The 13682-nt window shown below is 34.3% G+C and carries 15 protein-coding genes and 1 riboswitch; of the genes, 11 read left to right on the top strand and 4 right to left on the bottom strand.

Translation table 11 applies throughout. The features are described 5' to 3' along the window. Nucleotides 1-168: 168 nt before the first annotated feature. Nucleotides 169-1134, bottom strand: a complete 966-nt coding sequence (locus AC1Q51_RS16135) for a DUF4822 domain-containing protein (protein WP_001034146.1) — start codon at nt 1132-1134, stop codon at nt 169-171. 362 nt (nt 1135-1496) lie between these two features. Here AC1Q51_RS16135 and AC1Q51_RS16130 point away from each other — a divergent pair, with 362 nt between their 5' ends. Continuing rightward, entirely contained in the window at nt 1497-1925 is a 429-nt protein-coding gene (locus AC1Q51_RS16130) for an Lrp/AsnC family transcriptional regulator (protein ID WP_228497287.1), read from the top strand. A gap of 40 nt (nt 1926-1965) precedes the next feature. Here the strand turns inward: AC1Q51_RS16130 and AC1Q51_RS16125 are convergent, their stop codons facing one another. Beyond that, nucleotides 1966-2523 (bottom strand): cysteine hydrolase family protein, encoded by a 558-nt coding sequence (locus AC1Q51_RS16125; protein ID WP_098250810.1) that lies wholly within the window; start codon nt 2521-2523, stop codon nt 1966-1968. A gap of 496 nt (nt 2524-3019) precedes the next feature. On the opposite strand from AC1Q51_RS16125, the gene AC1Q51_RS16120 reads away from it, so the two are divergent. From AC1Q51_RS16120 to AC1Q51_RS16090, 7 genes are all read left to right on the top strand, one after another. Next, the gene (locus tag AC1Q51_RS16120; RefSeq protein WP_097924613.1) at nt 3020-3976 is read left to right on the top strand and encodes a nuclease-related domain-containing protein; all 957 of its coding nucleotides are present in this window, start codon (nt 3020-3022) and stop codon (nt 3974-3976) included. Between the two features lie 49 nt (nt 3977-4025). Next, on the top strand, nt 4026-4430 hold the full coding sequence (gene psiE / locus AC1Q51_RS16115; RefSeq protein WP_000834708.1) for a phosphate-starvation-inducible protein PsiE: 405 nt from the start codon (nt 4026-4028) through the stop codon (nt 4428-4430). Nucleotides 4431-4572: 142 nt separating this feature from the next. Continuing rightward, nucleotides 4573-5088: a spermidine N1-acetyltransferase gene (speG, locus tag AC1Q51_RS16110; RefSeq protein ID WP_001071095.1), complete on the top strand. Its 516-nt coding sequence runs from the start codon at nt 4573-4575 to the stop codon at nt 5086-5088. A 437-nt stretch (nt 5089-5525) separates the two neighbouring features. Then, complete coding sequence (locus tag AC1Q51_RS16105; protein WP_492331597.1) at nt 5526-7073, top strand: ABC-F family ATP-binding cassette domain-containing protein; 1548 nt, start codon at nt 5526-5528, stop codon at nt 7071-7073. Between the two features lie 5 nt (nt 7074-7078). Next, nucleotides 7079-8272: an MFS transporter gene (locus AC1Q51_RS16100; RefSeq protein ID WP_016513211.1), complete on the top strand. Its 1194-nt coding sequence runs from the start codon at nt 7079-7081 to the stop codon at nt 8270-8272. 179 nt (nt 8273-8451) lie between these two features. Beyond that, nucleotides 8452-8664 carry a DUF3955 domain-containing protein gene (locus tag AC1Q51_RS16095; protein ID WP_000792612.1) on the top strand — a complete coding sequence of 71 codons (213 nt, stop codon included), beginning with the start codon at nt 8452-8454 and terminating at the stop codon, nt 8662-8664. A 79-nt stretch (nt 8665-8743) separates the two neighbouring features. Beyond that, nucleotides 8744-8983, top strand: a complete 240-nt coding sequence (locus AC1Q51_RS16090) for a DUF3947 family protein (RefSeq protein WP_000980931.1) — start codon at nt 8744-8746, stop codon at nt 8981-8983. 29 nt (nt 8984-9012) lie between these two features. Here the strand turns inward: AC1Q51_RS16090 and crcB (AC1Q51_RS16085) are convergent, their stop codons facing one another. After that, the gene (crcB, locus tag AC1Q51_RS16085) at nt 9013-9369 is read right to left on the bottom strand and encodes a fluoride efflux transporter CrcB (protein WP_492331596.1); all 357 of its coding nucleotides are present in this window, start codon (nt 9367-9369) and stop codon (nt 9013-9015) included. Continuing rightward, nucleotides 9366-9770, bottom strand: coding sequence for a fluoride efflux transporter CrcB (crcB, locus tag AC1Q51_RS16080; protein ID WP_000639312.1), 405 nt, complete (start codon nt 9768-9770; stop codon nt 9366-9368). The genes crcB (AC1Q51_RS16085) and crcB (AC1Q51_RS16080) overlap by 4 nt, the downstream gene beginning before the upstream one ends. 54 nt (nt 9771-9824) lie before the next feature. Continuing rightward, a riboswitch (Fluoride riboswitch) is annotated at nt 9825-9884 on the bottom strand. A gap of 232 nt (nt 9885-10116) precedes the next feature. Here crcB (AC1Q51_RS16080) and AC1Q51_RS16075 point away from each other — a divergent pair. From AC1Q51_RS16075 to AC1Q51_RS16065, 3 genes are all read left to right on the top strand, one after another. Further along, nucleotides 10117-11175 (top strand): endonuclease/exonuclease/phosphatase family protein, encoded by a 1059-nt coding sequence (locus AC1Q51_RS16075; RefSeq protein ID WP_000713106.1) that lies wholly within the window; start codon nt 10117-10119, stop codon nt 11173-11175. 32 nt (nt 11176-11207) lie between these two features. Then, nucleotides 11208-12710, top strand: coding sequence for a DUF4077 domain-containing protein (locus tag AC1Q51_RS16070; protein ID WP_000455093.1), 1503 nt, complete (start codon nt 11208-11210; stop codon nt 12708-12710). Nucleotides 12711-12906: 196 nt separating this feature from the next. Continuing rightward, nucleotides 12907-13302: an SET domain-containing protein gene (locus AC1Q51_RS16065; protein ID WP_000573651.1), complete on the top strand. Its 396-nt coding sequence runs from the start codon at nt 12907-12909 to the stop codon at nt 13300-13302. Nucleotides 13303-13682: the final 380 nt, after the last annotated feature.

Genomic DNA, 13682 nt, shown 5'->3' with positions numbered 1-13682 from the left:
AGCCTTACTACAATTTATGTGTAGTAAGGCTTTTTAAAGTTGTTATATTCAACAATTAAGCTGAAGAGTTGTGGGTGGATATGAGAAGATTTCTTTCAAGAGAATCGTAAATGATTTTGTCTTAAGAAAGATCCTGCAACTCAGTACAGGATCTTTAATCAAACGTTTTTAAAAACTAAATTGTGGTTTCATATCACCTTTATAAGGTTCATGTTCAACGAATATAGTTATATCCTTACCAGCTTGGTCTTTACCAGTTCTTTTATACGTAAATTTATTCTTATTTAGTTCAGTAAGCTCAAGAGCAGCACCGTATTTATTATTTCCAATGGAAACATGGGCTCTTATTTTATTTTCGTGTACAACATCGAAGTAGCCATAATCACCGCGGCTTTGACCTGTTTCGCTATTGAAGAACTCATATTTATTAGATTTGTCATCAAATTTTGCTAAACTTATAAAATTCGAATTAAACTGTGTTACATCGTTACCAGCTTCGTCTAATACCTTTGTTCCGTGCCAAAGGGTACCGCCTAAAATTTTATCTCCATCAACGTTTTTAACAATATCGCCTGTAGTCGTGTTCAGCTGCTTGTCCGGATCAGTGAAAGAAAGTTCTTTTTCTTTATATGGGACATGTTCAACGAAAACTTCTACATCTTTACCGTTAGCGTCTTTCCCCATTCGTTTATAAGTAAATACATTTTTATTTAGTTTTGTCATGTCAACGACAGCTTGATACTTCATTGATTCTGAAATTAATATTCTTTTCTTCCCATCATTTGTGACAAAGAAAGTTCCTTTATCGCCACGACTTGCACCTGTTTTAGCATCAAAAAATTCATATCTGCCTGACTTCGCATCATATTTTGCAAGACCAATGAAGTTTGCATTTTCTTTTGTTAAGTCATTCTTATCTTTGTCATACACTCGTGTACCTTGCCAATTTGTCTCGCTAAGAATATTAGTCATTTTTTGCCCTTTAGTTAATTTATTTTCCTTTTTTGTTTCTTTAGCAACTTGTTCTTGTTTTTGTTTCCCATGATTTTCTTCAGCTTTAGTACCAGCACACCCTGTTAATGCTAATGTGAATCCGAGCAATACGGATGATAGTGCTTTTGCTTTTTTGTTCATGTTTTATCGTCTCCTTATTTTATGATTTCAAGTAGTACGGTTAGCGATTATAGTAGCAGTGCGTCATATATGAACTTAGTTGCTACGTTTCTTATGTTAATACCCGACTATAAACTGCCTCTAAATAAAACATTAAAAAAAGATAAACTAATTCCTAAAATTTGTTCATATTTATAAAAAATCGCTAGATTACTGTAGTGGCTACGAGTAATCCAAAAAATACATTGTAAAGAAGAAGGAAAGCCACTAACAATAATGTAATTGCTAATAGAGCTAATCGATTGTAGTGCAAAACTTTTGAGAAAAACTGTAGGAGAAATGAAGATTTTATAGAATTCGTTTCGTATAGGAAGGGGATGTCCATGTTTGATTCAACAGATTTTAAGATTATACAATTACTACAAGAAAACGCTAGAATGAACTGGAAGGAAATTGGGGAGATAGTACATTTGACTGGCCAGGCTGTTGGGAAACGAATTAATAAATTAGAAGAGGCAGGTGTCATTCAAAAATATACGATAAATATCGATAGGGCGAAGCTAGAAGGTTCTATTATGACTTTTGTTACACTATTTTTGCATGCACCGCACTATCATAATCAAATTCAAAACTTTTTTGAAAAAACGGACGTAATTACTGAAATGTATCGTATAAGCGGCGATGGGTGCTATGTCATGACTCTTCACACATCTTCGCATCAGCAATTAGAAGAGACTCTTGCAGATGTTTTACATTATGGTGATTATCGTATAAATACCGTCATTAAGACGATGGAAAAAAAGAAAGAATAAGATACTTATCCTTTCTTTTTTCATATGGAACTGTAATTCTTTATTTGCTTTTGTTTATAAAACAGTTTGCTGACATGACTGTTGCATAAATATCACCAAACTCTAATGCACTCATGAACGATTGATGAGCGTGTACTGCGGGGATTAGATTTCCTTGAAATTCTAAATCTTTTGTTGTACAAGCATCTTCAATTACAATACATTGAAATCCGAAGTCACTGGCAGCGCGCACTGTTGCATCAATACATACATGAGTCATCATACCGCAAATGACTAGTTGTTCTATTTTTTCTGTCTTTAATGTTTCTAATAAATTTGTTCTTAAAAAACTGTTAGGATGATGTTTTTGAATGACTCTTTCTTTAGCAATCGGTTGTACATCATCATAAATTTGAACCCCTACTGTATCGGGTAAGAAGAAAGTAGCTCCTTCATTGTTCGCAATATGTTGTACGTGAATAACTGTTTTATGTTTTTCGCGAAATACTTTCAAAACTTCTTTCGCTTTTTGTGCGGCTTTTTCAGGTTGATGTAATTCCATATTGCCGCCTTCAAAGTAATCATTTTGTATGTCTACTAATAGTAACGCTTCGTTCATCGTTATTCCCCCATACTTAGTGATTCAGCACGTTATTTGTACTGTGCCGTTATTATATAAATTGTAGCTATGCGGAAGTAATAACGTTATGAAACGATTTTAACGGATATAGTTTCAGTGTGAAAAAAGTGAAAGTTGGTATAAGTACAAATGGATTTTGTGGAATTCACAGCAAGGTTATAGATAGAGTGGCATCGCAGGGTTAAAAACCATACCTTTGCTGGAGGAGCGGGTTATGTTTTTTATGAGGAAATGCGATTTTAAGTTTTTGCTGAAGATGTTTTTCTAGGATATGCTGTGAGTGATTGGAGTGAGGTAGTGTCAGATATTGTCGACCAATCGATATATTGGAAAAATCGTTGATATATTGTGAGTTGTGATAGATATATTGAGAAAATCGTTGATATATTGTGAGTTGTGATAGATATATTGTGAGTTGTGATAGATATATTGAAAAAATCGTTGATATATTTGTAAAGGGGTGTTTGAGGTGATTGTGAAAGAGAGAAAAATGCCGATTTATATAAGACAGTTAGAAGCACTTCTTAGAAGGTTACCTGTACATCATCCGAAACGAAATTTAATTGGAGAAAACTTGGCAAAACACATGGCGGGGTATAAAGGAGAGCAAGCGATTGATTATCCGCTTAGTTTTATTTCTGAGAAAGAGTATAGTGTCTTACATGATGTTCGCTTATGTAATTATGATAAATACTTTCAAATTGATACTATTATCCTTTCCACAAAGTTTCTTCTTTTTCTTGAGATAAAAAATATAGCAGGTACATTAATGTTTGATGCAAAGTTTAATCAACTTATCCGAATAACAGAAGGAAATTCAGAGGGATTTCCAGATCCGGTTTTACAAATAAAAAGGCAAGAAATACAACTAAAGAAATGGTTAAACTCACATGGATTTTCCTCTAGTCTTCCAATTGAGTCCCTCGTTGTTATTAGCTCGCCTCGTACCATTATAAAATCTTCAGATGACAATCTTCTTCATACAATTATTCATAGTGCCAATTTACCTCATAAAATAAAGTGGTTTGAAAGTAAATATAAGAGAAAAGTTATAGATAATGTAGATAGGCTCATTCATCAAATGATAGCGGAGCATTCTCCACTTCAACAAAATATACTTGAGCAATATAAAATAGAAAAAGAGGAGTTGCTAAATGGAGTACAATGTGAGAAATGCTTAGTTATTCCAATGGTTAAAGTTAAGAAGGGTTGGCGTTGTACAAGTTGTAAAGATTTTTCAAAAGTGGCACATGAGGATGCTATACGAGATTATGCATTGCTCATTAGTAAGACATGTACGAATGGTAATTTGAAAGAGTTTCTCCGTGTTTCGTCAGGTATGGTTGTAAACAGAATTCTCCACACACTAAATCTTCCCTACACTGGCAACAACAAAGGACGAATATATGATTTAACTTCTTTCCAATCGTAATTTTGCTATAATAAATAAGTACTTATACGAAGGGGAGTCTAAAGAGAATATGAAGTCATTTAATATCGATCATGTTATAGCTAGTGTTTTGCAATGGATATTAAATATAGCTTTAATTATATTATCCATTGTGTTATCAATTTTCTTAGTGAATGAGACAATTACGTTCGTGCAGTATATTTTTTCGGCAAAAGAGTATACGTCTTATAAATTGGTTGAAAGTATCATCGTTTATTTCTTATACTTCGAGTTCATTGCATTAATTATTAAGTATTTTAAATCGAATTATCATTTCCCGTTACGTTATTTTATTTATATCGGAATTACGGCCTTAATTCGATTGATTATTGTGTCTCATGAGGAACCGATGGAGACGTTATTATACGCAGGAGCAATTCTTGTTTTAGTTATTGCTTTATACATATCGAATATGAGAGATTTGAGAAAAGAGTAGTAGTGCAGACGTAAGTTTGCACTACTTTTTTACATCTTGACCTTCAAGTTGCTTGAAAGTTTACAATAAAATTAGGGCGTTTGAAATCGAAAAAAATTGAGAAATTAAGTGAAGAGGTTTCTTTTACTTGGAGGTTATAGGAATGAATCAGGAATTGAAGTTACGTCCATTGGAACGAGAAGATTTAAAGTTCGTACACGAACTGAATAATAATGCGCATATTATGTCGTATTGGTTTGAAGAGCCATATGAGGCATTTGTGGAGCTGCAAGACTTATACGATAAACATATACATGATCAAAGCGAACGCCGATTTATCGTTGAGAAAGACAATGAAATGGTTGGATTAGTTGAGTTAGTAGAAATCGATTATATTCATCGTAGAACAGAATTCCAAATTATTATTGATCCGAATTATCAAGGATATGGTTATGCAGTAGAGGCGACGCGTTTAGCAATGGATTATGCTTTCGCTGTATTAAATATGCATAAGATATATTTAGTTGTGGATAAGGAAAATGAAAAAGCAGTACATGTTTATAAAAAGGTTGGATTTATGGTAGAAGGCGAACTTATCGATGAGTTTTTCGTTGATGGTAACTATCATAATGCGATAAGAATGTGTATGTTTCAGAAGCAATATTTTGAAAACAAGTAGTTGAAAGATTCGGAAGTAATGTTGACGCTTCGTAAAACCGTATGCTAAAATCCCTTTTAAGTATTAAGGAAGGTGCAGAATATGCTTTATATAAAATTTGTAAAACTCATTAGAAAACTTTGCTCCGCACAAATGTATACGGTGAAGCGTTGTACGGAGCTTAATCAAGGGGTATAAATCCCCTATATTCATCGGCTGAATAACTTTTCTAAAAAAGTATAGTTTATCTATGCTTATTTCGTTATGGTTTTTCAGCTGGTGTATAAAATAGATTAAGGGGCCATAGACAATGCTTTGTCTATGGCCCTTTGTGTATATTATTCCGATGAGTCTTTACCGTAAATTGGAGTAGTATAGGAAAAACCACGAAGCAGAGGGCTAGTGTCGAATGACGCTATCTCTCTGCTTTTTTTAATTTCAGGAAAAGAGGAATAAAAATGAGTTTACTTAAAGTTGAAAGTTTATCACATAGTTTTATAGATAAAGTATTATACGAGAATGCTTCTTTTGATTTGCATAAAGGGGAGCATATGGGGATTGTTGGGCAGAATGGTGCAGGGAAAAGCACATTAATGAAAATATTGGTGGGGGAGATTATTTCTGATAAGGGAGACATAAAGTGGCAACCTAATATTCAAATTGGGCATCTTGATCAATACGCTGAAATTGATGAGGGTTATACCATTTCACAATATTTAAAGAGAGCTTTTTATGATTTGTATGAAATGGAAAAGAGAATGAACAAGTTATATGAAGAAAGTGCGATGACTGGAGATGAGAATCAACTACTAAAAGCAGCTGAAATGCAAGAGCAGCTTGAAGCTCGTGATTTTTATTCAGTAGACAGTATTACGAATAAGGTGGCAGCCGGTTTAGGTATTGATGCGATTGGGATGAATCGTGTTATTGGTGAATTAAGCGGAGGGCAGCGTGCAAAGGTAATTTTAGCGAAGCTCTTATTAGAAGAGCCTAATATTTTATTACTAGATGAACCGACGAATTTTCTTGATAAGGAGCATGTGGAGTGGCTTGCTAATTATTTAATGAATTTTGAAGGAGCGTTTATTGTAGTGTCACATGATTTTGATTTTCTGGAAAAAGTAACTTCTTGCATATGTGATGTAGAGTTCGGAACAGTTAAGAAGTATTACGGTAAATACTCAGATTTTGTAAGACAAAAGGAGCATTTACGAAAAGATTATATTCGCCAATATTATGCACAGCAAAAGAAAATTGAAAAAACGGAAGAGTATATTCGTAGAAATATTGCTGGGGTGAATTCAAAAATAGCGCAAGGTCGTAGAAAACAATTGGAGCGTATGGAAAGAATTGCGCCACCAAGTTTTACTCATAAACCGTCTATTCATTTTCAGGAACTTCCCATTTCAGTTCAGACAGTTCTTGAAGTCAATAACCTTGAAGTTGGTTACGACTTCGCTCTCTTACCAAAGTTGAATTTTTCAGTAATGGGTGGGCAAAAACTTGTTATTACAGGTTTCAATGGAGTAGGGAAATCTACTTTATTAAAAACAATCGTTGGAAATATTGCTAGTATTTCTGGAGAGTTTCACTTTTCAGAGCAAATAAAGATTGGATATTATGAGCAAGATTTAAATTGGAGCAACGATTCTTTAACGCCGCTTCAAATTATTTCAGAACAGTTTCTTAAACTGAATATGAAGGAAATACGCCATCATTTAGCTGCGTGTGGAGTGAAGGATACGCACGTTTCGCAAGAAATTCGTACGTTAAGTGGTGGTGAACAATCGAAGGTGAAACTGTGCGGATTATTACTATCACCTTGTAACTTCTTAATTTTAGATGAGCCGACAAATCATTTAGATGCAGAAGCGAAGGAAGCTTTGCAAAAGGCGCTAATTAAGTTTAAGGGCAGCATTATCCTCGTATCTCACGAAGCGAGTTTTTATCTTGATTGGGCAGATAGCATCTTTCATATAGAGACAGGATTAGTTAAGGGGGTGTGAAACATATGAGTGAAAACAATTGGAAAACGAAAATTATATTATTTTTGACCGCTCAAACTATTTCGTTGTTCGGCTCCTCTCTCGTGCAATACGCGATTATATGGTATATCACCCTTACAACATCATCAGGAGTGATGTTGACTATTTCAACTGTTTGCGGTTTCCTACCACAAATTGCGATATCTTTGTTTGCAGGTGTTTGGATTGATCGTTATGACCGTAAAAAGATGATTATGTTATCGGACGGGATTATAGCGATTGCGACGTTAGTTTTAGCAATTTTATTTTTAACAGGATATAAAAGTATTTGGTTACTTTTTATTGTGTTACTCATTCGTTCAGCTGGAACAGGAGTACAAACGCCAGCTGTGAATGCATTAATTCCGCAAATCGTTCCGAAAGAGTATCTTATGAAAGTAAATGGAATAAATAGCAGTATTACATCTTTAATTATGTTTCTTTCTCCAGCAGCAAGTGCTGCGATTCTTTCTATTGCCAGCATTGAAACAACATTTTTTATTGATGTTATTACGGCTATGATTGGAATTAGTATTATGCTTATCATTCAAGTAGAGGGACATGTGAATGCAGAGAATAAGCAAAAATCTAATCTACAAGGAATTAAAGAAGGATTCTCTTATTTAAAAGAAAATGTATTTATTAAAAGGCTAATCGTTTTATTGATTATCGTCATGATTTTAATAAGTCCAGCTGCTTTTTTAACACCTTTAATGGTAACTCGTTCTTTCGGGGCTGAAATGTGGAGACTTACTGCTAGTGAGATGACCTTTAGTGCGGGTGCGGCAGCTGGTGGCGTATTGATTGCGGCGTGGGGTGGCTTTCGTAATCGTATGTATACAACAGCGCTAGCTTGTGCATTATATGGACTGCTTATGATTGGACTCGGAATAGCACCGATATTTATTATGTATTTAGTATTTAATTTTTTAATTGGTATAACAATGCCGTGCTTCAATACACCAGTTACTGTGTTATTGCAGGAGAAAGTAGAACCATCGATGCACGGACGGATGTTCAGCCTTGTACAAATTGCGAATTCATGCGCGCTTCCTTTAGGAATGATAATATTTGGTCCGTTGTCGGATATGTTTAGTGTAGAGATTTTGTTAATTTATGCTGGGATATTCGTGCTATTTTGCGCAATGTATATTGTATTAAGCAAGAGGTTTGAAGTGTAAATATTTATAATTTAGAAGGTTTGTGAAGGAATTTAAGATGCTTCGCAAACCTTTTTTTATTAGTCTAGTCAATAATTATTTATTGTTAAACGATAAATAATTATTGACTGTTAATGTTATTTTAGATAATATGATGTTAACGATTTAAGAAGAATTACATAAGTAGAGGAGAATGTGAAATGAAAAATAAATACGTAGTAGCTATTTCTTTCATGATTTTAGCGATTATTTCTTTAACTATACATGCTTCAAACAGTAAAGTAGGAGCGGATGGATTCCTTGAAGAACCTTTCTTTTTCCTAGTACCGATAAGTTATGTATTGTTCCTTAGTGGTATTGGTGTATTATTATTTGGATTTATTACTTCCAAGCTAAAAAAGGGCAATAGATAGGGGCAACCTATAGGGACAAAACACTTACTATGAAATAGAAACATACCATATGGAAGAAAAAGAATAAGTGAGATGAATCATGATGAACCATCATTTTTATAATGGAAGACAAGTAGGAGCAGCTATTACACTGGCTGGGGCACAGGGGACAATTCATGCTGTGAATCAAGCTATTCAAATGCAACAACAAGCATATTTTGCACAAATGTTGCAAAGTCAGTATATGCCGTATTCACAACTTCCGATGCAAATTGTACATTACGATGTACATCCAGCTGGTTTATTTTCCATTCCATATGGCGGGACATATTTCTTATGAAAAAAAGCGACTCAATAGAGTCGCTTTTTTTATATTCCGCCTAGCTTCATTCCAAGGAATGCGAAGAGGATACCAATTATGTAAGTAGCACTTAAATATAAAAGGAAGATGTACGGTTTTTTTAGATTGAGAAGCTGAACAGATTCTAATTTAAACGTAGAAAATGTAGTGAATGCGCCCATAAATCCAGTACCTAATAATAGTTGCCAGCCTGTAGTGACTCCGTTGCCAATTATATATCCAAGTAAAAATGCCCCTGTTATATTAATAAGGAATGTAGCAATTGGAAATTGTGTTTTATTTCTTTTCTTAAACCAATTGTTAATTGCAAATCGTGTAATCGCACCGAAAAATCCTCCTGTTGCGACTAATAAAGCTTCTATCATGAGTAATCACCTTCCGTAAGAGATTTCTTAATTAAGAAATCTCCAAGTGTATAGCCAAGGCCAGACATAATGAGGCCACCAAGTATGCTGCATGATACATATAAGAAGGCTATGCTCCACTCAGAATGATTGATCAATTGCACAGTTTCTACACTAAATGTTGAAAAAGTCGTAAAGGAACCGATGAATCCAGTTCCGATGCCTGTGATAACCTCTGAAGGTAAGATGTTTAGCCGAGCGATATAAGTAGTTAGCCACGCTAAGAAAAAGCAACCGATTAAGTTAATGAGTAATGTTGCCAATGGAAATGAATGATGCCAAAATGTGTTGATATTAAGACCTAAATAATAACGAGAAAGAGCTCCTAATATACCAGCAATGCCAACGATAATATAAATCAATTTTCTCACCTCTTTAAATAGCTTGCTCAAAAAAATAGACTCCTACCAGTATCCATACTGGTAGGAGTCATTAGCTAAGCAGCGTTTATGGCGAACTCCATCGCCTATGATTATTACATATAGTGTACTAAATATACCGTTTAATTTCCAGTGAGGAGGAGGGTGTAACTTTTCTTTTTTTGATGTCTGAAGGCTTTTTAAGTAATTAAAATGGGATCGATTACTTATCAACTAAATATAGTGATATAAGGTTTTAATTATGATAAAATGTTTCTTATGTGTGTCGTTTTGTTTTATTTGACTGAAAATAAAGAAAAATAAATTCGCGTGAAAAGGAGTCATTTATTTGAAGAAATTTTTTAAAATCGTATTTATATGTGTTTTAGTAGTAGCGGGCATTGTAGGAGGATTTCTAGCGTATATGACACTTACTAAAGAACAGCCTGCTGATGTTACAAGCTTGAAGGTGGAGAATAATAAGGAGCGCGTATTAGCGACTGGAAATGAATTTAAAGTTACAACATTTAATATTGGATATGCTGGGTTAGATAAGGATCAAGATTTCTTTATGGATGGTGGAAAGGGATCTGGTTCAAGTAGTAAAGAGCAAACGGAAACTAATTTAAAGAATATGCTTTCGTTTTTACAAAATGAGAATAGTGATTTTGCACTATTACAAGAAGTTGATATAAAGTCACTTCGTTCATTTGATGTAAATGAACATGAATTTTTGAAAAAAGGATTACCTGATTATGTTTCGTCATTTGGCAAGAACTACGATACGAAATGGGTTCCAGTGCCAATAACAAATCCAATGGGATATGCGGAGGCTGGATTAAGTACGTTTTCTAAATACACTGTTCAAGAAGCGAAGAGGTTCCAGCTTCCTGGAATGGAGCCTTGGCCAAAGCGTTTGTTTGATTTAGATCGAGCAATTGTGGAATATAAAATCCCTGTTAATAATGGGAAACATGTTAGACTCGTAAATTTACATTTGTCTGCTTATGATGAAGGCGGGAAAATTAGAAAACAGCAAGTAGAGTACTTAAAAGAATATATGAACAAGCATTATGAAAATGGTGATTACGTAATAATGGGCGGAGATTGGAATCAATTAGTTTCAAACGCTCAATTAAGTGATCCGAAGTTCGTGAAAGAGCGTCCTGAGTGGTTAGTAGAGTTACCGAAGGACTTTACAGACGGTGGCTTTAAGTGGGCTGTAGATCCGTCTGTTATGACTGTGAGAGATGATGTAAAGAAATATGTAGAAGGTGAAAATTTCGTCACTATTATTGATGGCTTTATCGTTTCACCGAATGTAGAGATTGTAAATGTACAAGGGAAAGATTTAAAGTTTGAAAATAGCGATCATAACCCAGTAAGTGCGGTATTTAAACTGAAGTAATTGATATGTATAAGTAGAAGGTGGGGCTTCATATGGAGTGGTTAAAGAGGACTTGTTTTTCTAACCTTGAGAAAGAATCACAGAAAAATCATTTATTACTGTTTATAACGATTTGTAGTTTCTTCCTTGGGATAATCGCGATTGGGTATTATGGATATATTTTTACAGAGAGAGCAATGGCGTTTTGGATCTGTGGTATTTCTGTCGTTGTATTTGGAACGCTTTTTACTTTTATAAAAAGTATGGAATCAGCGTATAAATATATCATGACATTTATGTTGCTTACAATGTCTTACATTATGGTACAAGCTTTTAATGAAAGCCCGGCTGTATTTCAAATGGTCTATTTTACATTAGCTGTTTCACTTATTTACTTAAGTGAGCGCCTCATTTTAATTCTTGGCGGGGTAGCTGTTGTAATCACATTTATCCTTTGTAGCTATTGGCCGGAGCAATTTTTTGCTTATACAGCCTCATCTGAAGCTGCTAATTTCGCAAGTTTGTTAGCGATTGTAACAATCGCTATGTGGGGCGTCACGAAAATCGGTTCTAATCTGCTCCTTCGTTTAAGTGATGAGAAGCAAGAAGTAATGAGAAAAGCTCAGGAGTTAGAAGAGACGCAAAGACTTATTGAAGAAACAGTTGTGAAACTAGATAGTAATTTCAATCATTTAAGACAAAATATGAACACGTCGATGGAATCGATGAGTGAAATTAATTTTGCCTTTGAAGAGGTAGCAGTTGGTACGCAATCACAATCAGAAATGATGTATCGTTCGGTAGAAGTATTGAATGATATGGAGGGAAATATTGAACAAATTATATCTCAAGTAAGAACTGCATCGGCTCGTGTGGATAAAAGTTTAGAAATTTCAAAGGGTAGCGTACATACTTTAAGAAATTTTGAAGCTAACATGAGAAGTTTAAATGATGTTGTTTCACAGTCTGGAATTATATTTAGAGATTTAATGATGCAATCGAAACAAATTAATGAAATTGTAGATGTAATAACGAATATTTCAAGTCAGACGAGTTTGCTAGCTTTAAATGCAAATATTGAAGCTGCCAGGGCAGGCGAGCATGGAAAAGGTTTTGCTATTGTAGCGAGTGAAGTGTTAAAGCTTGCTGAAGAATCAAATCGTTCTGCGGGAAGAATTCAAGGGATTTTGAAGGAGTTTAGTAATCAAGCAAGTAAGGTAGAAGTGCAGGTAGAGAAGTCAGAAAGAGTACAAGAAGAGTGTAACGAAATGTTAGCAAGCGTTTTAACAAACGTAACTGATTTAGGGAAGTTTATTGATGCGATTAATAAAGTAATGCGAGAGGTTGTTGTTCATCAAGAAAGTTTCCAAGTTAAAACGACGAATATTGTAAAGGATGTTACGCATGCTTCTAACGTAATTCAGCAAACTTCTACAGCTACAGAAGAAGTGCTAGCGAGTGTGGAAGAAGAAAAACATCGAAATGATATATCGGTTAAGACGTTACATACTGTTAGCGAGCAAGTGAAGTTACTAGAAGATATTCTAGAAAAGTAATATTTCTTGAAAAGGGCACACCATGTGTGCTCTTTTTTCATTTAAATAAATACTTGATAGTAATTTAATTGCTTTTCTGCGCGTTTTCTGCCAAGCTTAAGGAGATAAAGTGAGACTAATACCTACTGATTATTAGTTGAACCTCGCAAATAGCGGGATAAAATACTTCAAAGAAAGAATTATATAGGTGACGAATATGATTGAAGTTAAGACTTCTGAACTTAGTGATGGAGAATTTAATAGAGGTGTATTTGCAACTCGTGATATTAAAAAGGGTGAGTTGATTCACTCAGCACCAGTTATCTCTTATCCGAATGAACAGCATGAACACATTGAAAAAACGTTACTTGCTGACTACGCATTTGAGTATGGGGTAAATCATACGGCATTCCTGTTAGGATACGGCATGTTATTTAATCATGCATATAATCCGAATGCAACGTATGAAATTGTCTTCGAGAATCATACTTTTAACTTCTTCGCGTATAAGGATATAAAAGCGGGAGAAGAAATTTTAATCAATTATAATGGTGAAGTGGATGACGATGAGCTATTATGGTTTGATAAGGAAAAAGAAGAGAACGAAAAATAATTTAATGAGTATAGAAAGAGCACATTCTGTGGAATGTGCTCTTTTTTCATTGATGTAAATAAAGTAAAAAGTACAAAAAAATACCACTTTCTTTTTGTATGGTATAGTAAGATACTGAGGGATAGTGTTTTGAAAAAGTCACATATTTTACAAATTGTTGTCTTTCTGATGACATGTCAAGTTTAGTAGTCCATTTGGGTTGCTTTATTATGCAATATATATTTTAATATGAGTGGCACCTCTTATAAATTAAGAGGTTTATAGGTGTCTCGAATTGATTTTGGGTACACTGTATCCACCACTTTAGGTTCTTTCATGTACGTGGGGATATTATGGGCCCGTATAACGGGATAAAATGAATATAGAAATAGAGGAATCGT

This window comes from Bacillus sp. MT94, from assembly GCF_058792475.1.
Note: the sequence above shows the minus strand (reverse complement) of the source record. Positions and strands in the feature narration are given on the sequence as shown.